General features: G+C 50.6%; 19 protein-coding genes and 1 pseudogene. 14 read left to right on the top strand and 6 right to left on the bottom strand.

What is annotated here, in order from left to right; genetic code table 11:
- From C508_RS18920 to C508_RS0115550, 7 genes and pseudogenes are all read left to right on the top strand, one after another.
- Positions 1-134: pseudogene (locus C508_RS18920) on the top strand (IS200/IS605 family transposase); the annotation flags it as partial.
- A gap of 275 nt (positions 135-409) precedes the next feature.
- Positions 410-1,669 carry a C4-dicarboxylate transporter DcuC gene (gene dcuC / locus C508_RS0115575; protein WP_018704501.1) on the top strand — a complete coding sequence of 420 codons (1,260 nt, stop codon included), beginning with the start codon at positions 410-412 and terminating at the stop codon, positions 1,667-1,669.
- 133 nt (positions 1,670-1,802) lie between these two features.
- A complete protein-coding gene (locus tag C508_RS0115570; RefSeq protein ID WP_018704500.1) occupies positions 1,803-3,041 on the top strand; it encodes a phosphotransferase in 1,239 nt (412 codons plus the stop codon).
- 241 nt (positions 3,042-3,282) lie between these two features.
- Positions 3,283-4,104, top strand: coding sequence for a class I SAM-dependent methyltransferase (locus C508_RS0115565; RefSeq protein WP_018704499.1), 822 nt, complete (start codon positions 3,283-3,285; stop codon positions 4,102-4,104).
- Between the two features lie 112 nt (positions 4,105-4,216).
- Positions 4,217-4,870: a hypothetical protein gene (locus tag C508_RS0115560; protein ID WP_018704498.1), complete on the top strand. Its 654-nt coding sequence runs from the start codon at positions 4,217-4,219 to the stop codon at positions 4,868-4,870.
- Between the two features lie 29 nt (positions 4,871-4,899).
- Positions 4,900-5,793 carry a dihydrodipicolinate synthase family protein gene (locus C508_RS0115555; RefSeq protein ID WP_018704497.1) on the top strand — a complete coding sequence of 298 codons (894 nt, stop codon included), beginning with the start codon at positions 4,900-4,902 and terminating at the stop codon, positions 5,791-5,793.
- A gap of 325 nt (positions 5,794-6,118) precedes the next feature.
- Positions 6,119-6,544, top strand: coding sequence for a VOC family protein (locus C508_RS0115550; RefSeq protein WP_018704496.1), 426 nt, complete (start codon positions 6,119-6,121; stop codon positions 6,542-6,544).
- A gap of 2 nt (positions 6,545-6,546) precedes the next feature.
- Here the strand turns inward: C508_RS0115550 and C508_RS0115545 are convergent, their stop codons facing one another.
- A complete protein-coding gene (locus tag C508_RS0115545) occupies positions 6,547-8,049 on the bottom strand; it encodes an amidohydrolase family protein (RefSeq protein ID WP_018704495.1) in 1,503 nt (500 codons plus the stop codon).
- 119 nt (positions 8,050-8,168) lie between these two features.
- Between C508_RS0115545 and C508_RS0115540 the strand changes: the two genes are divergently transcribed.
- The 6 genes from C508_RS0115540 to C508_RS0115515 all read left to right on the top strand — a co-directional run bounded on the left by C508_RS0115540 (position 8,169) and on the right by C508_RS0115515 (position 13,068).
- Positions 8,169-8,618: a YaiI/YqxD family protein gene (locus tag C508_RS0115540; RefSeq protein WP_026319570.1), complete on the top strand. Its 450-nt coding sequence runs from the start codon at positions 8,169-8,171 to the stop codon at positions 8,616-8,618.
- Between the two features lie 204 nt (positions 8,619-8,822).
- Complete coding sequence (locus tag C508_RS0115535; protein WP_018704493.1) at positions 8,823-9,464, top strand: hypothetical protein; 642 nt, start codon at positions 8,823-8,825, stop codon at positions 9,462-9,464.
- 48 nt (positions 9,465-9,512) lie between these two features.
- Entirely contained in the window at positions 9,513-9,761 is a 249-nt protein-coding gene (locus C508_RS0115530) for a hypothetical protein (protein ID WP_018704492.1), read from the top strand.
- A gap of 137 nt (positions 9,762-9,898) precedes the next feature.
- Positions 9,899-10,369, top strand: a complete 471-nt coding sequence (locus tag C508_RS0115525; protein ID WP_018704491.1) for a MarR family winged helix-turn-helix transcriptional regulator — start codon at positions 9,899-9,901, stop codon at positions 10,367-10,369.
- Positions 10,356-10,841, top strand: a complete 486-nt coding sequence (locus C508_RS0115520; protein WP_018704490.1) for a GNAT family N-acetyltransferase — start codon at positions 10,356-10,358, stop codon at positions 10,839-10,841. The genes C508_RS0115525 and C508_RS0115520 overlap by 14 nt, the downstream gene beginning before the upstream one ends.
- Positions 10,842-10,953: 112 nt before the next feature.
- The gene (locus C508_RS0115515; protein ID WP_018704489.1) at positions 10,954-13,068 is read left to right on the top strand and encodes an EAL domain-containing protein; all 2,115 of its coding nucleotides are present in this window, start codon (positions 10,954-10,956) and stop codon (positions 13,066-13,068) included.
- 128 nt (positions 13,069-13,196) lie between these two features.
- Here the strand turns inward: C508_RS0115515 and C508_RS0115510 are convergent, their stop codons facing one another.
- Positions 13,197-14,423, bottom strand: coding sequence for an aminotransferase-like domain-containing protein (locus C508_RS0115510; protein WP_018704488.1), 1,227 nt, complete (start codon positions 14,421-14,423; stop codon positions 13,197-13,199).
- A 264-nt stretch (positions 14,424-14,687) separates the two neighbouring features.
- Positions 14,688-17,642 carry a flagellin gene (locus C508_RS0115500; RefSeq protein ID WP_018704486.1) on the bottom strand — a complete coding sequence of 985 codons (2,955 nt, stop codon included), beginning with the start codon at positions 17,640-17,642 and terminating at the stop codon, positions 14,688-14,690.
- Positions 17,643-17,838: 196 nt separating this feature from the next.
- Here C508_RS0115500 and C508_RS0115495 point away from each other — a divergent pair, with 196 nt between their 5' ends.
- The gene (locus C508_RS0115495) at positions 17,839-19,149 is read left to right on the top strand and encodes an amidohydrolase (protein ID WP_018704485.1); all 1,311 of its coding nucleotides are present in this window, start codon (positions 17,839-17,841) and stop codon (positions 19,147-19,149) included.
- A gap of 130 nt (positions 19,150-19,279) precedes the next feature.
- Here the strand turns inward: C508_RS0115495 and metF are convergent, their stop codons facing one another.
- The 3 genes from metF to C508_RS0115480 all read right to left on the bottom strand — a co-directional run bounded on the left by metF (position 19,280) and on the right by C508_RS0115480 (position 21,404).
- Positions 19,280-20,137 carry a methylenetetrahydrofolate reductase [NAD(P)H] gene (metF, locus tag C508_RS0115490; RefSeq protein WP_018704484.1) on the bottom strand — a complete coding sequence of 286 codons (858 nt, stop codon included), beginning with the start codon at positions 20,135-20,137 and terminating at the stop codon, positions 19,280-19,282.
- Between the two features lie 77 nt (positions 20,138-20,214).
- Complete coding sequence (locus C508_RS0115485; protein WP_018704483.1) at positions 20,215-20,964, bottom strand: UPF0280 family protein; 750 nt, start codon at positions 20,962-20,964, stop codon at positions 20,215-20,217.
- Positions 20,961-21,404 carry an NIL domain-containing protein gene (locus C508_RS0115480; RefSeq protein WP_018704482.1) on the bottom strand — a complete coding sequence of 148 codons (444 nt, stop codon included), beginning with the start codon at positions 21,402-21,404 and terminating at the stop codon, positions 20,961-20,963. Before C508_RS0115480 ends, C508_RS0115485 begins: the two co-directional genes overlap by 4 nt.
- Between the last annotated feature and the right edge of the window lies 1 nt (position 21,405).

The raw sequence follows: 21,405 nt of genomic DNA, 5'->3' as shown, positions 1-21,405 counted from the left end.
TTGGATATTATGTGAGTACAGTTGGCCTTAATGAAGCTACAATAAAAAAGTATATAAGAGAACAAGAGAAAGCAGATCAAATGATGGATAAAATTAGTGTAAAAGAGTTAGAAGACCCCTTCAGGGGTAGCTAGTACCAAGTGCAAAGATGGCTTGAACGAAGTGAAAAGCAGCACTTTTAGGTGCCGCTAGTAATCAGCCCTTATAGGGCTGGTGCATGCCGCCCGTTTAACGGGCGGTCATGACTGTGTTTAGTGGCGTTATAAAAACAGCAATTAACTAGCATTTTGTATACTTGTTTCAAATTGTGCAAAAATTAAAAAAGGAAATATCCTTAATGTGGCGAATAGTGTACTGTGGTTGCAAATGTGCGTATAGAAAAAACATTTTTAAGGAGGCGAATTGGTAGATGATTTGGGTGGGAGCTATTATTGTCTTGCTTACTTTTGTTGCTATTGTGAAACGCTATGAAACAAGGTTAGTGCTGTTTTTAGGCGGCTTAGCCATGGCGGCGGCGGCGGGGAAACCGCTGGCGGCTATGGACGCTTTTGCCAAGGCCATGGTGAATGAAGGCTTGGTAACGACGATTTGTACGGTGATGGGTTTTTCCTATGTCATGAGCGTAACCAATTGCGACAAGCATTTGGTGCATTTGCTGGCAGGGGGCCTCAAGCGGGTGAAGCCGATCTTAGTGCCTGGCGCGGTGGTGGTGACCTGGGTGTTGAACATTGCTTTGCCTAGTACAGCTGGCTGCGCTGCCGCCGTAGGGGCAGTGCTGATCCCCACGTTGATCCGTTCCGGCGTGCATCCGGCTATGGCTGCGGCCTGTGTTATGTCGGGGACTTTCGGCAGTACCATGAGCCCGGGGCTTAGCCACAATCCCTTTGTGGCTAAGCTGGCGCAGGTGGATGTGATGACGGTCATTGCCAATCACGCGCCGGCGGTGCTGGTGGTACTGGCTATTGCGGCGCCGATGCTGGCGATGGTAGCGTACTGGCGCAAGGAAGGCCCGGACGCGGAGCGTGCCGCTGCGTTTCAGGAAGACGGTCAGGATTTCAAAGTCAATCTCTTAAAAGCCATTATTCCAGCGCTGCCGCTGTTGCTGCTGGTATTGGGCAGCAAGCAGCTTGGCGTGATTCCGACGGTGACTGTGCCGCAGGCCATGATTATCGGGGCTATGCTGGGCTTTTTGGCTACCTTCCAAAATCCCCAGGAAATTTCCAAAGGCTTTTTTAAAGGCATGGGCGATTCGTATGGAGACATTATGGGCATTATCATTGCCGCTGCTGTGTTCACCCAAGGGATGCAGATTATTGGTCTCACCGGCGCGATGATTGAGAAAATGAAAGCCTCCCAGGATATTGCGATTTATGCGGCGACCTTTGGGCCGTACTTCTTAGCAATTCTCAGCGGCTCCGGCGATGCGGCGGCACTGGCTTTCAACGGGGCGGTAACGCCTCATGCGGCGCAATTCGGCTGGGCTATCAGCGATATGGGTTCGCTGGCTACCATTTCCGGCGCCTTGGGACGGACCATGTCACCCGTAGCGGGCGGTTTGATTGTCTGCGCGACCATTGCCAAGGTCAATCCCTTTGAGATTGCCAAAAGGACGGCGCCGGGCATGGTGCTGGGCGTAATCGCGGTGCTTTTGGTTTTCTCGGTACGCTAACCACAGAAAGACTTGGTGAATTCTTGTTCTTTAATAGGAGCGTGCTATGGCCTTGCCGCCTTCTGGATTTACAGGGGGCGGCTTTACTTTTACCATAGAGAGAAGGAACGATGACGCAGGGAGAAGGCGGACTATGGATGTCTATAAGATCTTCAGCCCGGAGGAAGCGGCAGCGTACGTACGGCAGGCGTTGCCCGAATTTAGCAAGAAGGGGCCTCTTCGCGCCAGGCGTCTTGCAGGAGACAGCCGCAGCGTAGACGGTCATGTGAACGAGATTACCCGCGTGGAGGCGGTTGACGGAAGCTCGGTCATCCTTAAACAGCTGATGCCGCAGGTCAACTTGACCTCTCACGGGGAAGTCTATGAGCTGCCATTAGCGCGCATGGCGGTGGAAGTGCATGCGCTGCGTTTTTGGGAGCGTCTTTGCCCAGGTACGACGCCGCAAATTTATCGTTGGGATGATGAGCGCAAACTGTTAATCATGGAAGATTTGGGGCGGCTCCGTTTATTAAGTGAGAGTATTCTGGAACGCAGGCAGTTTCCGGAAGTTGGCAAGCGACTAGGCAAATTTCTGGGGACAACCGCGTTTTATACCTCAGAGTGTTTTCTTGACCTGGAAGAAAAGAAGCTGCTGCAAGCGACCTTTGCGGATGGGCAAACCAAGCCTTTTTGGAAGCGGTTGTTTTTTCAAGGCGCCATGCTGACGCCGCCGCTGGAAGCGGTCAATCCGCTCATCAAGAAAGAAATGGCGGAGCTCTGCGCCTTGTCGCCGGTGCGGAGGGAGGTGGAACGCTTGCAGGAGCGCTATGCCTGGCAGCGGCAATGTCTGATTCATTCCGATTTACATACGTCCAATATTTTTGCGGACGAACAGGAAATCAAGATTTTTGACGCCGAGTATGCTACCTACGGGCCGGTGGCCTTTGATCTAGGGCGGCTTCTAAGCAGTCTGGTTTTGAGTTATGCCGCTCTGCAAGCCAGGAACGATGTGGCGGCGGTGGAAAAAAGGGAGTATCAGGCATACCTTTTGGACGTAATAGAAGAGATTTATCAAGAATTTGGCGATTCTTTTCAGACGGCCTGGGAGGAGCATTTCGGGGAGAGCAACCCCTTTCAAAGTCCTTACAACCGTTTTTCCCGGCAAGAGCGTTTGGCTGATACCCTCGGTTTTATTGCCTGCGCTTCGGTAGGACGCCTGTGCGACGCAGGGCTGCCTTTTGATTTCAAAGAATTGACAGATCTACGGGTACAGGCATCAGGGCAGCGGCTGGTGCTGTGTCTAGCGGAAGAACTGCTGCTGTGTGGAAAGAAGATGACGGAGATAAACGAGCTGACCGCTTGCTTGCGGCGGCTGGCGGTTCAAGCGGACTGAGTAATCTATAAAAGCTCCTTTGCCCAAGCCTTTAAGACGGTGCGGCAGAGGAGCTTTATCCATATAGCTGAATGGATAAGCGTTAAACGGCTAGGTAATAAATTGGAGGGACGCTGCTAAAGAACCGCGAAATACACGAAAGACGCGAAATGGTTTTCTCGGCAGGTGGCGGTTTCAGCAGGATTTTGCCTGTCAGAGAGGAAGTATTGCAAGAGGAAATGCCTGGAGAGGGAGTGGCGGAATGCAGCTGGAGACCTTGCGGCAAGAGTGGAAGGCGGACGGAGATTGGAAAAAGACCCAAGAATTTTGGGATTTGCGGGCGGCGGAATTTGCGGGGAAGGAGCGCGACAGCAGTCGGATGCGTTCTACCCTAGCCTATTTGGAAGGGAAAGGCGTGTTGGGCGCTGGGACTGCCGTACTTGACGTTGGCTGCGGTCCGGGTGCGTATGCCTTAGCGTTTGCCAGACGCGGCGCCAGCGTGGTAGGGACGGACATTTCCGGCAATATGCTGCGCCATGCCAGGAATCGTGCCGAGGAAGAAGGATTGTTGGGGAAAACCGACTTTGTACAGGCCGTTTGGGAAACGGTTGATTTGGAAGCGCAAGGCTGGCAAGGCGCTTTTGATCTGACCTTTGCTTCGATGTGTCCGGGGATCAGCAATGTGGATGCGCTGCTAGCTCTGTGCCGCGCCAGTCGCAAAGCGTGTTTTTTAACAACCTTTGCCCGGCGGCGCGATGTCGTTCGCGAACAGCTGGGTCGGCAGTTTTTCGGCGATTCCTACCAAGCGCCCTGGGGGAAAACGCTTTCCTATACCGTGGCGACATTGTTTGCCGCCGGTTATTACCCGGAAGTAACCTACCAGCAAGAAAACTGGCAGTGGGAACTGTCGTTAGACGAGGCGGTCCGGACGTATACGCCGTTTTTTAAGGAGGTGTGTTCGTCAGAAGAGGAGCTGGCATCCAGGCTGCGGGCAAGCTTAGCGGCGTTGGCGCGCGATGGCAGCGTGGAAGAACGCTCCGAGTCGTTGACTGCGAGAGTATATTGGCGAGTGGACGAAAAATGAAAATACCATGGGATATCCTCCTAGTGGTAGCTTAAACAAAGCGGATCTGCTACAATTTCTAAGGAACGATCTGGTGAAGGAAACCAGGATTTTCTAAGGAGTGTTACTTGCTATGAAATGGTTTCATAAAGAGTTTATTTTGGCAGCAGCCTGTTTTCTTTTGGCGATGGGTGCGGTTGAAGCTGCGCCGGTAGTGGAGCCGCCGTCAGTGGTAATTACGCATAATCGCATTATCGGCGATTCGCCGGCGATTCTTTTTTCCGGCAGCGCTTACATGAAGCCCTTAGCGCCGGTGGTGCTGCATTTGCGCGCCAATGAGGAAAGCGAAAAGGTCGCTTCTCTAGAGGCTGGCGAAGGGGCTAAGGTTGTTGGCTTTGAAGTGCATTCATTTCCGAATAACGGGCGCATTCAAATCACCGGCGAGCTCCCGATAGCGCCCAATTTGGCGGCGAACAAAGGTAAAGAGCTTCCGAAACCGGGAGATACCGCGTACATTCTTTTTTACGCCGGGGAAGGTTATTTTTATGCCTGGTTCAAGAATAACCTGATTTATTTGCCAGGTTCCGGCATTTCTTCGCTGCCTTTTAACGGCGATTTAGGCATTGCCCGCTTGTGGGCCGGTTACAAGGGAGTGGAGAATCGCGGCGAGGAAATGTGGTTTTGCTTGCAAAAAAGCACGGGCGAAGAGGGCTGGGTTAAATTTGCGGATCGTGCTCAATGGCAGCCGGGAGCCCCAGGCAACGGCGTATTTTTAGGGCAGCCGTGAAGCGAAAGGCAAGAAAGGAAGGGGATTTCATGTTCAAGGGAGCCATTACTCCAGCAATTACGGTGTTCGACAAGCAAGGGAAAATCGATGCGGCTGGCAATGAGCGGCACATTAACCGCTTGATTGACGAAGGCATCAACGGCATTCTGTTTTTGGGCAGTATCGGCGAGTTTTTCGCGCTTACGATGGACGAGAAAAAAGAGTTTATTGATTTGGTCGTGCGGGTTGTGGATAAGCGAGTTCCTGTATTGATCGGCACTGGCGGCACCATTTTGGCGGAAGTCATTGAGCTGACCAATTATGCGCAGCAGGCTGGCGCTGATGCGGTAGTCGTCATTTCCCCCTACTATTTCCAGTTAGGGAACGAAGTGTTGTACCGCTACTATGCGGAACTGGCGAAAAACACCACCATGCCAATTATGATTTACAATTTCCCGGATCGGACGTCGGTTAATCTGGACCCGCAGCTGGTGCTGCGTCTGGCTAAGGAATTTCCCCATATTATCGGGATCAAGGACACGGTTGATGGTATCAGCCATACGCGCAAGCTCATTCAGATCGTCAAAAAAGAGCGGCCTGATTTTTGCGTCATGTCCGGTTATGACGAATACATGGTGCCCAATCTGCTCGCAGGCGGCGATGGCGTTATTGGCGGCCTGACTAACGTCATCCCCGGCGTGTTCCGAGAGTTGCTGGCGGCGTATGAAAAGCAGGATTTTGCCGGTGTGGCCGCAGGGCAGGCTAAAATTTCCGTGCTGATGAACCTGTACGATTTGTCGTCGCCCTTTGTGGCGGCCATTAAAGGCGGCGTAGCCGCTCAAGGCGTAAACATAGAGACGGTCACGCAGGAACCGTCTTTGGCGTTGCAGCCCGAGCAGGTGGCGGCTATTGAGAAGCTGGTGCAAAGCGTCAACAATATGTAACAAGCATCTCGCGACAAATTAGCTTTTTTTCTACCAGACTTTGTCAGAAAGCCTCGGCATAGTCCCGCTATGCCTGTGTTTTCTTTCGCGTCTGGCGAGAAAAAATTCATAATTTGTCGGGATTCTTGTAAAATTAGTAGTTGTTCTTTAGAGAAAGTCCTGGCAGCCATGAAGGCTTGCCAGGACTTTCTGGCTTTTCACCGATGCTTTGTGTTTGCTGCTTCGGCATCATCCCTTTTGCTGCTCTCTTGTTCAACTTTCACTCTTTTTTCTTCGACATGGTACAATAGAGCAGTACATAACGAACGAGAGGAGCCGGTAATTGATGCGGCAAAAGTTAAATGTAGTGACTTTGGGAGTGCGTGACTTAGCGAGATCTCGGGAATTTTACCAAAATGGCTTGGGCTGGAAACCCTCTTCAGCCAGCCAAGAGAGCATCGCTTTTTTTGATTTGGGCGGCGTAGCGCTGGCTTTGTACCCACGGGAAGAATTGGCGGCCGATGCGACCATCGCTGCGGCGGGGACCGGGTTTTCCGGTTTGACCCTGGCTTATAACGCAAAAAGCGAAAAAGAAGTAGATACTGTCTTGAAAGAAGCGCGGGCTGCCGGAGCAGCTTTGATTAAAGCCCCTCAAAAAGTGTCTTGGGGCGGCTATAGCGGCTATTTTGCCGATCCGGACGGCCATTTGTGGGAAGTGGCCTGGAACCCGTACTTGAAACTCGATAAAAAAGATGCGCTGGTACTCCCCTGAACCTAGCGGCTTTTCATCAGGCGTATATTTTGCTCCATATCGGCTTCAAAACGCTGAAAATCTTTGCGTAGCTGCTGTTCTAAAATCGCTTTGGCTGAACCTTGGGGAAGGGCGGTTTTGGGGCGGTTGAAGTCGCCGTTGATGAAGAAGCTTTCTCCGGGCAGGTACGAATATTCCAGACTGCTGAAGGCCAGCCATTTGAGATGGCCGTAGCTGAGGCCGAACCATTGGGCGGCTCTGGCGTATTCCATGGTCAGATTGCTGCGGGAAATTCCTTCGTCATCCGTGCATAGCGCTACTGGGACGTCGGCGTCCCAATATAAGCGGAAGGGATGCTTGTCACCGCCAGCGACGTTCAGGATGCCTTCGTTGCTGGTCAGGCAAATTTCAACCGCGGTTTTATAGTCGCGCATTTGACGCAGCAGGCCATAGACGTCGTCTTCCCATTGGATGCTAATGCCGTGGCCGACGCGCGAGGCATGTCCCAAGGCAATGCTTTGGCTAATGCGATTGCGCATGGGTTCATACGGCGAATAAGCCAAAGTAAGCTCGCCGGCATGAAGGTTGACCTTGAGCTTGTCTGCGTTAGCTGGATTTTCGGCAACCAGGCGGCGCCACTCTTGGTCTAAAATACGCATTTGCACAGCAAATTGGGTGCGGGAAATCCAAGAATCCTCAGGATCTAAGAATGTGAGGCTGCGGATGCCTTGGTCAGAAAAACGAACAATCGCGGTAAGCGCTTGTCGTACTTCCTGGGTAAAAAATTCTTCGTAAACCTCTTGATTCCAAGGACCGTTTTTCAAGGAGTCCGGCAAGGCGTTGCGATTGATGGGGACGATATAAGCTACGTCGACATTCCAAGCGCCGCCGGCTTGGGAGATGGTCTCGCGGCGCGCTGCACCCATCTGTTGCAGCCAGGAACGAACGGCTTCTTCCTCGCGCGGCGGTTCCGTCATAAGCTCCAAATAACGGATTTTCTGGCTGATGGCCCGCCCTACTTGTTCGCGCAGCATGGATTCTTCGCTGGGGACGGCGGCGGCAAAGCGCCCAAAGGAATCGAAGAAATGGTCATGCCCGTTTTCCGTTTCCTTTGGTTGGTTGCGCAGGGAAAGAGCGGAGAGAACTTCGCCCATTTTAGAGTTGCTCTGCTTTAATTCTTGTGCGGTATAGCAGGGATTTGCGGTTTCTTTGACAAAGGACCGGGTTGTGCGGTCAAAAACGAGGTTTTGCGCAATGGCCGAGTCTAAAAGGGTTTCCGTATAGACGGCGCCCCAAGGATGATTATGCAAGTCCGCGCCTTTCGGCATTTTGTGCAAAAAGGCGACGAGCTCGGCTTCATTTTTCTTGGCGCTTTCAAAGTATTGGGCTACTTGCTGGCTGGTGTCTTTTTCTACGGAGCCGCCGGCGGATGCACTGCCGCTATAAAAGAGCAGCAGCAGGGCGAGAAGAAAAAAATGCCTTACAATGTGTAAGCGCTGTGCTGTAGGATGAATGTGTTTTTGCAAGCAGATTCCTTCTTTCCAGAGGAACCACTGCTTTTGGAGATACAGTGGAACTCTATTCGTAATTTATTGTGATAACATATTCTGTGAGAATATAGAAAATCCTGTATATGGAGTTGGATATGAAACTGATTATTGATGCGGATGCTTGTCCGAAGGCAGTGCTTGCTTGCTGCTTGGAGGCGGGAAAGCGTTATGGAATTTCTGTGATAACCGTAGCCAGCTTTAATCACCAGATTGCCTCGGATGAGCATATTACTGTAGGCAATGCTTCGCAGGAAGCGGATTTGAAGATTGTGAATCTGACAGAAGCGAATGATTTGGTCATTACTCAGGATTGGGGGTTAGCGGCGCTGGTGCTGGCTAAGAAAGCGTGCTGTGTAAGCCCCTCGGGGAGTGAGTATCGATCCGAGAAAATGGATTTTTTGCTGGAGGAAAGGGAGATTAAAGCCAAGGTGCGCCGCGGCGGCGGGCGGACGAAGGGGCCGCGTAAACGCCAGGCGGAGGATGACGCTCGTTTTGCGGCGACGTTGGAACGATTGTTGCGGCAGCTAACTGATAGGAGCTCGTAAAAGAAAAAAATAATGGCAAGTCAGGGTTAAAACCTTGACGGGAGAGAGTTGCGGCGGTATAGTGAAAGTAAAAATATGCCATTCTTCTCTTTCTGTTATATTGCATTGCGCTACATATCCACTAAGAAAAAGGACCATCTTTGATGTCCCTTCTTTGTGGTTTTTTTTATAAGAAGATGCAAAGCAAAGACAGGAGGGAAGTATATGAAGCGAATTTGGCTGATTACCCTGTTGCTGCTGATGGTAGGCGTAGGCTCGGCCTGGGCTGCGGAAAACGAAGGAGATGGAACCAGCATCTCAGAAAGAACAGCAGCGATTTTGACAGAGCGTGATAGCAAACTGCCCCGGGTGGCGATTTTATACACCAATAATGCTAAAACCGAGTATGACACGGACATTGACGCTAAAATTATGAGCCATCTCAAAAAGCTGGCGGTGAATCGGTGGGTACTGGTTCCGGGAGAAATTTACAAGGATCGCTTGGCAGCTAAAGGCATTCGTAATGTGTCGATGGCGGAGCGCACAGACATTCTTGCGGTAGGGCAGGAAGGGGATGCCGATGTATTGTTGCTGATTGAAGTAGAGCCTTTTTCCGTGCAAGACCGAGTGGAATTTTTGGCGGTAACGAAGGCGGTAACCACGTCCATTCCCGTAAAAGCGGTGGATCGAAATACGGGAACGTATCTTTATAATGGAAAGTTTAATGAAACTTCGCGGGATGCAGAATTTCTCGGCGGTCCTGGATTTAAAACGGTGCTTTTAAAATCGCTGGATCTGTTTTTTAGCAAATTTGATTATGCAATTCCTCCGGCGTTATCCAATGTTAAACATCGGGAAGCACAGTAAGAAGGTTTTGTTTAGTGTTGTTTTGTAGAAAGGCAGGGAGGCAAGAACATGTGTAAAGGCTGTGGATGCTCCGCGCCGGGGGAGGCGCGCCTGGTGCTGCGAATTACGGGGATTCCGAAGGGGAGCAAGCAGGCGTTGGAACAATATTTGTTGGATTTGCCGGGAGTCAATCAAGTACATCTTCATATGCCCCTATTCGGGCATAACGGGCAGGTGAAGCTGGATTATCTGCCGGAGAAGACGACGCCGGAGCAGATTACAGCGGCTATGGAGTCCTGGGAACCTTGGAGATGGTGAAAAACCTGGTCAAGAAAGCGTGGCTTTCTTGACCAGGTTTTTACTTTTTATAGCAGTATTTAAATATAGTTGACATTTCAATTAAATTTTGGTACTTTGATTATAGTTGAAAGTTCAATTAAAAATCGGAGGATCGTATGCTAACACATCAATTTTTGCGGGAAGTCGGCGCTGTGGCTCGTTGCGTACAGTCTCTCAGCGATGTGAGATTTAAAAAGCTTGCGTTGCAGCGCGGCCAATTTGTTTTCCTGACCCGTATTTGCGAAAGCCCGGGCCTTCATTTGCTGGAGCTGTCTCATCTTCTAAAAGTGGATAAGGCAACGGCGACGAAGGCGGTGCAGAAGCTGGAAGCGGAGGGCTATGTTCGTAAGGAACAAAACCAGACGGACAAGAGAATGGTTCACTTGTTTCCTACGGAGCGGGCGAAGGAAGCGTATCCGGAGCTGATTGCCGAGGAAAATCGCTATCTTGCCTGTTGTTTTACGGGAATGACTAAGGAAGAGCAAGCTTTGGCGGAAACCCTTATGGAGCGCATACGCGAGAATATCGAAACCGAGTGGCTGGCGTGGAAAACAGGTAAAGGAGGAGAGAAATATGAAAATCCGTGAATATCAGCTAGAGGATCAGCAAGGGGTATTCGACTTGATTCTGCCGATTCAGCAGCAAGAATTCGGCATTGCTATTACCAAGGAAGATCAGCCGGATTTGAGCCAAGTGAGTTCTTTTTATCAAACCGGGAAGGGAAATTTTTGGGTGGCTGAAGATAACGGCCTTGTTGTGGGTACCATCGCGCTCATTGATATTGGCGCAGGACAGGGAGCGCTGCGCAAAATGTTTGTGCACAAAGACTACCGCGGCGCTAAGCAAACGGCGAAAAAGCTGCTGGATGTTCTTTTGAACTGGTCACAGGAGCAAGGCTTGCGAGAAATCTATTTGGGAACAACGGACAAATTTTTAGCGGCGCATCGTTTTTATGAAAAGAACGGCTTTATAGAGGTGGCGAAAAAACAGTTGCCACCTTCATTCCCGGTGATGAAGGTGGACAGCCGGTTTTATCAATATATAGTCAGCGGCTTGTAAGAGACAGAGCATTTTTGGCAGAGACGATTTCCTAAAAAAAGGATTTTACACTATTTTCTTTGAATTACCATAAAGTATGTGTATTTTCCTTAAGAGAAGGAGTCGCTCTGGCATGAAACAAATACAAGGGATTACGGACTGGCTGACCAGTCAACGGCATTTAAGGGCGATCCGCCAAGGATTCTTGTTGAACCTGCCTTTGATTGTTATCGGCGCTTTTGCCATTATGTTAGGGGCGCTGCCAACCTTTGTCACCTTTTTGGACAAAGAGACGTTTGCCTATTTCGGTTTGTTGGGCGTTGCGGCGATGAAAGGAATGAACCTTACTGTTATAGGAGCAATCAGTTATTGCTTGGCGGAAGCGGAGAGCAAAAGACGGATCCATCCCATGATGGCTGCATTGGTTTCTTTAACTTCTTTTTTCGTTCTGATGCCTTCTTGGAGCTTGCAGGATTTAGCCTTTTTTTCTTCTTCTTGGACAGGGGCGGACGGCCTTTGGATTGGTGTGGCTACCGCCGTTGTGGCAACAGAGATGGTGTTGTTTTTTACGTCCCGTGGAGGGCGGTATATTTTATGTAGAGCGGATGTAGGAGATCCGCTTTTAGCACAGGTTCTCTCTAATATGGTTCCTGCCACAGCAACGATTCTTTCTTTTTATGCAGTGCATCTTTTTGCGGCTTGGTCTGGTTTGTTTGATGTGCAGGCATGTATTTATGTATTCTTGTCGAATTGGATGAACGACCTTGCACATACCAGTTTGACGATGTTTTTATTTCCTTTTTTTGTGCATGTATTTTGGTTTTTTGGGATGCATGGCAGTCGTCTGATGAACCCGGTGTTAGACTATCTTCATACGCTGGAAGTCGTACAGTATTCAGGAACAACGGTTTTTATAGAGCCTAATGCTTTTTTGCACTATTTTGAGGCTTTTGTGCTTATGGGTGGAGCGGGAATGACGCTGAGCCTTCTGCTGGCGTTGCTGCTGGTATCTAGGCGCGGGGCGATGTCATGGCTGATAAAGCTGTCTCTGGTTCCTGCCGTTTTTAATATTAATGAGCTATTAGTATTTGGCTTGCCAATTGTTCTTAATCCTACGTTTTTACTGCCCTTTGTGCTCGTGCCGATAGTGGCGATGGTTACGACCTTTGGCGCGTTATACTTCGGGTGGCTGCCAGCGGACGCACCGCTTGTATCATGGACCATGCCTGTATTTTTTAGCGGCTATGTTGTGAGCGGTTCTTGGTTTGGCGTGGCCTTGCAGGCGCTAAATTTGCTGTTAGGGACATTGATTTACATTCCTTTTGTGAGGTGGAATGAAAAACAAAGAAAAGAAGAAATGAATCTTGCCTTTCAAGGCTTGCAGCAGAGTCTGTTCCAGAACGCCGCGCCCGATAAGAGACTCTTGGAACGTGGGGATGCACAAGGCGTGCTGGCGCGCTCGTTAGCGCATGATCTCAAAGAGAGTCTGAAAAAAAGAGAATTGGTTTTAGTCTATCAGCCGCAAGTCAATGCGGCTGGGAAAGTAGTAGCGGCAGAAGCGTTGCTGCGCTGGAAGCATTCTTTATATGGAGCGGTGGCGCCCCCGGTTATTATTGCGATTGCCGAAGAAAGCGGCTTGATTCATGAACTAGGGCGGTGGATTATACAAGAAGCCTGCTCAGAGCTGCAATGTTGGAAACGGATGGGGATTTTTAATGTGCGAGTCTCTGTGAATATTTCGCCGCGTCAGTTGCAAGCGTCGTTGTTGAGTGAACAGGTGCGTGTGATTTTGCAGCAAAACGCGCTGTGTCCGAAGGATTTAGAAATCGAGATTACGGAGACTGCTGCGATTACGGCCGATGTAAATACGGCGAAAAATCTAGAAGCGCTGCGAAACATGGGGGTACGGCTGGCGATTGACGATTTTGGCATGGGGCATACTTCTTTGCGATATATTCAAAACTTTCCTATGGATACCCTCAAAATCGACGGCATGCTGAGCCGCAATGTAGTTGAAGATAAAAGTAGTCAAGAAATCATTTTATCGATTACTTCTCTTTGCGCCTCTCTTGGGCTTGAAATGGTTGTCGAATATGTGGAAACGCAAAGGCAGCAGCAAGTGCTTAGCTCCATGGGGTGTACTGTTTATCAAGGCTATTTATATAGTCCGCCGTTGGCGGCGGAAGATGCTGCAATGTATATTCTGCGGCATAATCAACGAGACTTTTATTTGCAGGAATCCGGCTAATCAAATAATAAAGAAGGCAAGAAGGCTTGCAAAAGGGTTGAGAAAGCGTAGAGTAAACGCTTCTCAACCCTTTTGGGCTAAAAGTAAGCAGATGAGTAAACGGAAGTTGTAGTTTAGGAAAGAGTAGCTCAAGTCGTGCGGTGCAGCCGTCTTTCTATCGCCTGCGCCAAGCGGCGGACTCCTTCGCGGATTTGCTCTTCTGGCGTATTAGAATAGTTGAGGCGCAGAGTGTTGGTAACGCCGCCGTTCGGGAAGAACGAATCGCCGGGAACAAAGGCGACATTTTGGGCTAAACAATCATGCAGAAGTTCCATGGCCTTGATCGACTCTGGCAACTGCAGCCAAAGGAACAGACCTCCTTCCGGGCGGGTGAAGGAGACGCCAGTTGGTAAAAAGTCATCCAACGCCTGCAGCATGGCATTGCGTCGCTGACGATACACAGAGACAATTTTTTGAATCCGCGCTTCAAAATCATACTGATCGATAAAGCGGGAAATTTCCATTTGCGCTTTTAACGAGGTACACAAGTCAACGCCTTGTTTAAGGAGTACGCACTTGTTCCTGATTTCCGGATGGGCGGCAATCCAGCCGATGCGCATGCCGGGGCAAAAGATTTTGGAAAACGTACCTAAAGCGATGACCAGACCGTGTTGATCTAAGGTTTGCAGGGACGGCGGAATTTCATTTTCGAAGCGCAATTCTCCGTAAGGATTGTCTTCGATGACCGGCAGGCGGTACTGATTGGCAAGCTTCATGAAAGCCTGGCGCCGTGAAGGCGACCAGGTTTTTCCCGTTGGATTCTGAAAATCAGGAATGACGTACGCAAATTTGATGCGTTCCGTGCTTTGGAGGATGCGTTCCAAGGCTTCCGAAACCATGCCTTCTTCGTCGGTAGGAACTTCAATAAAACGGGGACGGTAGGCGCGAAAGGCGCTGAGCGCCGCCAAATACGTGGGACTTTCGCAGAGTACGACGTCGTCCTCGTCGAGAAATACCTTTCCTAATAAATCCAAGGCTTGCTGCGAACCGGAGGTAATTAGGATGTCGTCTCCTTGGAAGGTAGTGCGGAATTTTTGCTGCATGCGCTGGGCGATCTGGCGGCGCAGCGGTTCATAGCCTTCAGTGGTGGAGTACTGCAGGGCTTTTTGGCCGGATTCTTCCAACACCTGCAAGGATACCTGCTTTAGTTCTTCCACGGGAAACAATTCCGGCGCCGGCAGGCCGCCGGCAAAAGAAATGACTTCTTCGCGCTCGGTGATTTTCAAAATTTCCCGGATTTCGGACGCCTTTAAGGCGTCCGTGCGTTTAGAGAAAGAAAATGAAGGCGGGGTACAGGGAACGGTCATGGCGTTCATACAAAAACCTCCTCATAATGTATATCAGAATAGAAAAGCGACTATAGAGTACTTTGTATTCATAATAAACACCAAAATGTGAGTCGTAAATATCCAATTAAAATTTACAAAAAGAGTCCAATTGAGAAAAAAAGCAAAGAAAAATTAACTTTCGTCGTTTGAGAGTAAATGGTTGTTTTCATGGAAAAAGAAAAACCGGAATCCATCAAAATGATGCGTTCCGGTTTAGCGGCCATTAAAGGGAGTATGAAATATAAGGAACTGTCAGCGATTTTCCAACAAAGATAATACGGTTTTTGGTTGTTGGTTTGCTTGAATCAATGCTGCCGTGCCAGCTTGCATTAAAACAGAGAGCTTGATTTGTTCTGACACGGCTTTCGCCATGTCTGTATCTCGAATGCGGGCTTCCGCTGTCTGCAGATTTTCTGCAGACAAGGTGACATTATTAGATAAGGCTTGCAGGGCGTTATATTTGGACCCGATAAGGCCCTGGGCGGCAGAAACCGAGGCCGCGGCGGTATCGATGTCTTCTAGCGCTTGCTGTGCGCCGCTCCAGTTGGTCATATCCAGCCGGTTTAAGCCGAGTACTTCCAGGTTCATGACAAGCTGAGTGCCGGAATAAAAGCGATTGCCCGTATTGGCACCCACCTGAAAATAGAGTTTTTCGCCGCCTGTGAACTTAAGATTGTAGGGTCCTGGATAAAAAATGCTGTACGAGGCGCTGCCGCCGACGCCGTCAATAACAAAATTACCATTTTTTCCAGGCTCATAGGTAAGCGATAAGACCGGCATCGTTTTTTGGGGCGTAGTTACATTTTTGACGGATGCTTGTACGTCGAGGCCTGCTTCCTGCAGCTTTTGATTGAGCATGGATATCAGCGAAGCGGGATCATACTCGCCTTCAGATAAGGTGATATTTTTGCGCGTTGCTATGCCGTCGGTAGTGAGATCAAAAGCTAAGACGTCATTTTTTCCTTGGCTAATGGTTATCGTGTCTTCTGCTAAATTGAGACGTCCGTCTATATAAGTATCGTCCTCGCTGGGAGAATACGAGCTTGCATTAATGTAATAAGTAGTAATTGCTCGGAAGAGAGTGTTGCTGGCTGTGCCAGTGATAGCGTTAAATTGGGTACCCGTGCCTGTGATTAGAGCTTTTAATTGCAAGTTAGAGGAGGAAGATAGAGCCTCAATTTGGCTGCCGATGCCTTCTGCTGATAGCTTTTGGTTGAGCATAGTTAAGAGGTCTGTTTTGATATAGGTGCCGGCATCAAGAGTAAGAGTATGAGCAGTGCCGTTTAATGTGACAGTGAGACCGTCGTTGACACCAGCAGTGATGGTGATATTTTCGATATTGGCTGAGCCGGTTACGCTGCTGTAGGTGCTGCTGGTACCGTAAGCTGTATTAACAGGCATAGGGGTGGTCATAAGGGTGGTCAAGGCGTTGCCGGAAAAATTATTTAGGGAATAAGGAAATTGGGGAACACCGCCGCCAGCCATGTTGTGTGTAAAGACCAGTGCAGATCCGTTGTAAGAGGCAGTGACGTCCAGGCCGCTTAAGGCGCTGTTGAGGGCGCTCACTATAGTGCCAGAAGAGGCGTACCAGCCAGCAGCCAGTGTAATGCTCTGGGGGGCCCCATTGAGATTAAAGGTTAGTGTGTCGTTAAAGCCGGCAATAATCTGGACACCGTTATTTAGTGCTGTATGGCCAGTGACGCTGGCATGATTACCTGCATGCGGTTCTGTGCTGCCTTCTACCAGATAATAGGTGCCTGGAGATTCTGTAGGGGCGATGGCAGCGCCGCCCAGCAGCGTATAAGCAGCCATTCCGGCAGTACCGCCGATGGAGCCACTGCCAGCGCCACTGTAGGTTAGCTGCAGCCGTCCACTGCTGAGTGCGGCGGTTACAGAAATGCTGTTAGCAGTGAACAGGTTGTTTAGATGGGTCACAAGGGTTGCTGGCGAGTAGGTTCCGGCAGATAAAGCTAATATGTGCGAGCTGCCGTCAACTGAAAAACGAAAAGTATCGTTTTTTCCAGCTTGAATGTCAAGGCTGCTAGGCAGTATGCCATATCCAGCAAAGATGGCCTTGGCATCTGGGGGACTGTTATTGTAGGATTCCATTATTGATGAAGTAACAAGGCGGTCCAAGATGACGGCTTTAGCCGTACCGCCCCAGGTATCGAGAGTATAGTCGCTACCACAGTTATTATGCTGGATTTTCAGGTAATTGCCATTTAAAGAAGCGGTGACCGGATAAGAATTGGTGGTAAAATAAGTATTTAAGGTATCGACGATTTGAGAAGCGGTATAGGAGCCGTCAGGAAAGGTCATGCTGACATTTGTATAGGTTCCGGCATCGCCGAGGCGAAAGGAGAGAGTATTGTTCGTGCTGTTAATTGTTACTCCGTCGGAGAGATCTTCCCATCCTTGGATGTATGCGCCTTGAATGTGGCCAGCATTACGGTTGTCATAGATGATGGAGGTATAGGCAAGGGGGGAGTCGATTTCAATCATGGAGCCGCCTAAACTGTCGAGAATTTTGCTAGGAGAATGATAGACAAGGCTGTCTTTTTCGAAAGATACGGTTACATCGGTCCCTAAAGCTGCAAATTTGCTGTTTAAGGTGCTCACAAGCTGGTCTGCCGTGTAATACCCTGGGCTTAGGGTGAGAGAATAGGAGGTATCATCTAGGCGAAACGTTAGGTGATCATTATTGCCGGCTGTCACGGTTAAGCCATACTGGCGGAGGAGGGTGTCCCCAGGCAAGATACCTGGAATTGGCGTTTTGATTTTTTTGATGTCTTGGGCAAAAATGGGAATGGTGTTGAATTGTGCGGTGCGGAAGGTTTGCTGCAAGTGCGCCTTGATTTCATCGACTTCGTTTTGAATGGCTTGGTGGTCGCTTTGGGTTAAAAATCCGTTCGACGCTTGTACGGCTAGTTCCCGCAAGCGCAGTAAGGCAGGATTCTGAATGTCTTCTAAATATCCGTCAGCAGTATTCAGATAGCTCATGCCATCCTGGATATTGCGGGCAGCCTGCTCTAGACCCCAGATATTGGCGCGCATCTTTTCGCTGATAGCTAGGCCTGCGGCATTATCGGCAGCATGATTAATCTGATAGCCGCTGGCCAATTTTTGCAATACTTTATTACTAGCGGCGCTATTCTTATTTAGCTGGTTTACAGCACGTAAGGCACAAGTGGCATCGAGAATTCTCACGAAAACCCTCCTTAGGCAGTTGCTGCACAATAAAATAACTTAAAATAGACAAATTATGTGATTTTCATAACTTCGAAAAAAAACAGCTGATTCCTGCTTTTAGTGAAAGAAAATAAGAAAATAGAGTTAGAAGGGTTTCTGTAAAGAGAAATGGAAGTTACTTTCAATTAAACTATTCAATAAGGGTGTGGCGTTTATGGATAAAGAAATAGCAATGTTAGCGGAAGCCTTGGAAGCAAAGACCATACAGCGGCGGCGGGATTTGCACAAATATCCCGAGGCGGGTTGGACGGAATATCGTACAGCTTCCTTGGTGGTTCAGGAGCTGCGCGCCCTAGGGTATGAAGTGGCCATAGGTAAAGAAGTGCTGCACGAAGAAAGCCGCATGGGCGTGCCGGCTGAAGACGTGCTGGCGGCGCATGTCAAGCGGGCGATAGAGGAAGGAGCTGCTCCGGACCTTGTGGCGCAAATGGAGGGCGGTCGTACGGCGGTCGTGGGCACGCTGCGCTTTTCCCGGCCCGGGCCGGTGGTGGCGCTGCGCTTTGATATGGATTGCAACGATGTTGCGGAAACGGCGGCACTGGAGCATCGTCCTTGTCAAAACGGATTTTCCTCCATTCATCCAGGACTGATGCACGCCTGCGGCCATGACGCGCATACGTCTGTAGGGCTGGGTGTAGCGGAAATTTTAGCGTCCTTGCAAGAAGAACTGGCGGGAACGGTGAAATTGATTTTTCAGCCGGCCGAAGAAGGGACGCGCGGCGCGAAAGCCATTGTGGATAAAGGCGTAGTAGATGACGTGCAGTATATGCTGGGCGCTCATACGGGGGAAGCGCCGGCAGGGAGCATTGCCTGTCATGTGGGGCATTTTTTGGCGACAAGCAAATTTGACGCGGTCTTTACGGGCGTACCGTCTCATGCAGGGGGGGCGCCGGAATGCGGCAAGAACGCCATGATGGCCGCGGCCACGGCGGCATTGAACATTCAGGGCATTTCCAGGCATAGTCAAGGGGCTTCGCGGGTGAACGTAGGGGTGTTAACAGCAGGGAGCGGCCGTAACGTTATTCCCGGCCAGGCGCTGCTCAAGGTGGAGACTCGGGGAGAAACGTCCGAAATTGATGATTTTGTGCGTACTGCGGCGTACCGTATTTTGCAGGGAGCGGCGCAAATGTACGATATTGATGTTGCCATTACCAAAGCCGGCGGCGCGGCCAGCGCAACGAACTCGCCGGCTCTCTCGGACCGTCTGGAGCGGCTGGGGCGGAGACTAGGTATTTTTGATAACGTTGTGCCGTCCCATGCGCTTAACGGCAGCGAGGATTTTTCCTATTATATGCAGCGCGTGCAGCAGCAGGGCGGTCAGGCGGCGTTTGTCATCTATGGCGCAGCCGCTGCGGCTCCCTATCATAACTCAGCCTTCGATATCGATGAAGCCTGTTTAAGAAAGGCGATGCAGTTTATGGCCAGCGCGGCGGCGGAACTGTTGCGGGAACAGGAAGAAATTTAAATCTTAAAACGAGTTCAAAAGGTAATAGAAGGCGGAAAATCGTAGTCAAAGCGGCCAGGGACGCTCGCTAAACGCCATAAAGAAAAGCAAGAGGCCAGCCTGGACTCTTGCTTTTTGCGTTGTTTAGTTTTTACCGCAGTCCCGTATTCCAAGCCAAGGTGCGCGCCAGATGCGGGCGGTTCATGGTGTAGAGATGGATGCCTTCAATGCCGTGCTGCATGAGGTCTTCGATTTGTTGGCTGGCGTATTCCAGGCCGGCTTCTTCCATGGATTCTTTTTGGTGGCCGTACTTGTCCATGATGAGAAGCAGCGCCGGCGGCAGGGATGCGCCGCAGAGCGAACAGATGCGTTCGACCTGAGAACGGCTGAACACGGGCATAATGCCGGCGGTAACAGGGACGGCAATGCCGTGGGCGCGAGCGCCGTCGAGAAAACGGTAGAGCATAGCATTGTCAAAAAATATCTGGGTGATGAGAAAATCAGCGCCGCTGTCTACTTTTTCCTTGAGGCGCTTTAAGTCTTCTTCGCGGTTAGGGCTTTCCAGATGGCCTTCCGGGTAGGCGGCTGCAGCGATGCTGCAAGGCTGGTTGCGGCTGCGAATCAGACGGATAAGATCTTGCGCATAGCAGTTTAAAGGCCCAGGCGGCGCATCCTTTGGCTTATCGCCGCGCAGGGCTAGGATGTTCTCAATGCCATGGGCGGCGAAGTCGTCCAAAACGGCTTGGCTTTGGGCGGGCGTTGCGCCTACGCAGGTCAGATGGCCCAAAGCAAGGATGCCGTGGTCGTCCTGGATATGGCGGGCCACTTCCAGCGTGCGTCCTTGGGTGGAGCCGCCAGCGCCATAGGTGACGCTGATAAAGTCGGGCTTGATTTGCTGCAGCTCTTCGATGCACTGGAAAATCGACTCCAGCGGCGAATCCGGCTTAGGCGGGAAAATCTCAAAAGAAACAACCGGTTTTTTTTGTTGAAACAGTTCGTGAATCAGCATATAAAAGTCCTTTCTATAAGAAAATAATGGCGAAGATGGGAAATGAACAAGGGACACCCTTGACTCTTGTTCGTTTCTTATAAGGGGGAAAGTTTTACTTGCCCGATAGCGCCGATGCGGTCGCCGATGACGATCACGCAGCCCAGGATATCTTCTTGGGCGTCGGCGTAGGCTAAGGCGGGTTCAATGTCGGCGGCGGAGCGCACTTGGTTGCCGACCGCCGTGGCGTAGGCGTCAGCGACAGCGCCGCTTTTAGCAAGGATGGTGACGGCGTCAGCCTGGCCTAAGCTGAGGGATGGGCCGACAGTAGCCGAAGAAGTGCAGAGGCTTAGCGGTGACTGGGCTGGTTCTAGCTCTAAGGCCAGCTTGCCGGAAAGCGGTGAAGCGCCGGCCCAGATGGCAATGCGCCGAAGCTGGGTAGCGGCCAGATAGATGTCGCCGCCATTTTCAACAATAATATCTTGGACTTTGAATTTTTGCATCAGCTGCTGCGCTATTTCTTCAGCAAAGGCCCCGGCCACGGCGGCCATAGGACCCACGCCGGCTTTGTCTGCAGCGGCTGCCATTTTTAACGCCACTGGCGGTGCGCCAAAATGAGGCGTATGGGGAATCAGAGAATGCAAAAATACCGGATCTTTTAAAATATAGGCGTGCAGTTCCTCCCAAAGAGAGGCGGCTATTTTTTCACAGTATTGTCGCAGGGCCGCTGTGTTTTGGCGCGGCGGCACGGCTACCCAAAGATCGGTTTCTCGAAAGCGCACGGCAAAGGGGGCGAGGCTGGAGCGATGCAGCGCCTCGCGGTACCAGCGCGGTTCAAAGGAACTCATGCTTCCGGTGTTTCTTGCGCTGCCTGCGCGACCATTCCCTGGCGGATGGCCCGCATAGGACAGGCTTGCAAACAGAGGCCGCAGGCAATGCATTTTTCAGGCCGGAAAGCCAGCTCCCAAGAGGGCTGCTCTAACACCAGGGCTTTGGAGAAGCAGACTGCCGTGCAGGCGCCGCAATGAGTGCAGCGGTCGGCATCTACGCGAATCTGGCGTCGTACCGAGGTGGTTTCAATGCCTTCAGCGGTGAGGAATTCCAAGGCCGCGGCGATTTGCGCGTCTTCGCCTTCCAGGTCCAGCAGCAGATGCCCTTCCTCGCCGGGGGTGACTTCCGCCCGGAGAATGTTGATCTTCAGTTCAAAATCTTTGACCAAATGGTAAGCGATCGCTTTATCGTAAGATTCAGCGGTGAAATTCAGTAAAACTCGTTCCGTAGCCGGCATG

This window comes from Anaeromusa acidaminophila DSM 3853, from assembly GCF_000374545.1.
GTDB lineage: Bacteria > Bacillota > Negativicutes > Anaeromusales > Anaeromusaceae > Anaeromusa > Anaeromusa acidaminophila.
Note: the sequence above shows the minus strand (reverse complement) of the source record. Positions and strands in the feature narration are given on the sequence as shown.

Coding starts and splice junctions, on each gene's coding strand:
- dcuC (WP_018704501.1), top strand. CDS start 410: ATGATTTGGGTGGGAGCTATTATTGTCTTGCTTACTTTTGTTGCTATT.
- C508_RS0115570 (WP_018704500.1), top strand. CDS start 1,803: ATGGATGTCTATAAGATCTTCAGCCCGGAGGAAGCGGCAGCGTACGTA.
- C508_RS0115565 (WP_018704499.1), top strand. CDS start 3,283: ATGCAGCTGGAGACCTTGCGGCAAGAGTGGAAGGCGGACGGAGATTGG.
- C508_RS0115560 (WP_018704498.1), top strand. CDS start 4,217: ATGAAATGGTTTCATAAAGAGTTTATTTTGGCAGCAGCCTGTTTTCTT.
- C508_RS0115555 (WP_018704497.1), top strand. CDS start 4,900: ATGTTCAAGGGAGCCATTACTCCAGCAATTACGGTGTTCGACAAGCAA.
- C508_RS0115550 (WP_018704496.1), top strand. CDS start 6,119: ATGCGGCAAAAGTTAAATGTAGTGACTTTGGGAGTGCGTGACTTAGCG.
- C508_RS0115540 (WP_026319570.1), top strand. CDS start 8,169: ATGAAACTGATTATTGATGCGGATGCTTGTCCGAAGGCAGTGCTTGCT.
- C508_RS0115535 (WP_018704493.1), top strand. CDS start 8,823: ATGAAGCGAATTTGGCTGATTACCCTGTTGCTGCTGATGGTAGGCGTA.
- C508_RS0115530 (WP_018704492.1), top strand. CDS start 9,513: ATGTGTAAAGGCTGTGGATGCTCCGCGCCGGGGGAGGCGCGCCTGGTG.
- C508_RS0115525 (WP_018704491.1), top strand. CDS start 9,899: ATGCTAACACATCAATTTTTGCGGGAAGTCGGCGCTGTGGCTCGTTGC.
- C508_RS0115520 (WP_018704490.1), top strand. CDS start 10,356: ATGAAAATCCGTGAATATCAGCTAGAGGATCAGCAAGGGGTATTCGAC.
- C508_RS0115515 (WP_018704489.1), top strand. CDS start 10,954: ATGAAACAAATACAAGGGATTACGGACTGGCTGACCAGTCAACGGCAT.
- C508_RS0115510 (WP_018704488.1), bottom strand. CDS start 14,423: ATGAACGCCATGACCGTTCCCTGTACCCCGCCTTCATTTTCTTTCTCT.
- C508_RS0115495 (WP_018704485.1), top strand. CDS start 17,839: ATGGATAAAGAAATAGCAATGTTAGCGGAAGCCTTGGAAGCAAAGACC.
- metF (WP_018704484.1), bottom strand. CDS start 20,137: ATGCTGATTCACGAACTGTTTCAACAAAAAAAACCGGTTGTTTCTTTT.
- C508_RS0115485 (WP_018704483.1), bottom strand. CDS start 20,964: ATGAGTTCCTTTGAACCGCGCTGGTACCGCGAGGCGCTGCATCGCTCC.
- C508_RS0115480 (WP_018704482.1), bottom strand. CDS start 21,404: ATGCCGGCTACGGAACGAGTTTTACTGAATTTCACCGCTGAATCTTAC.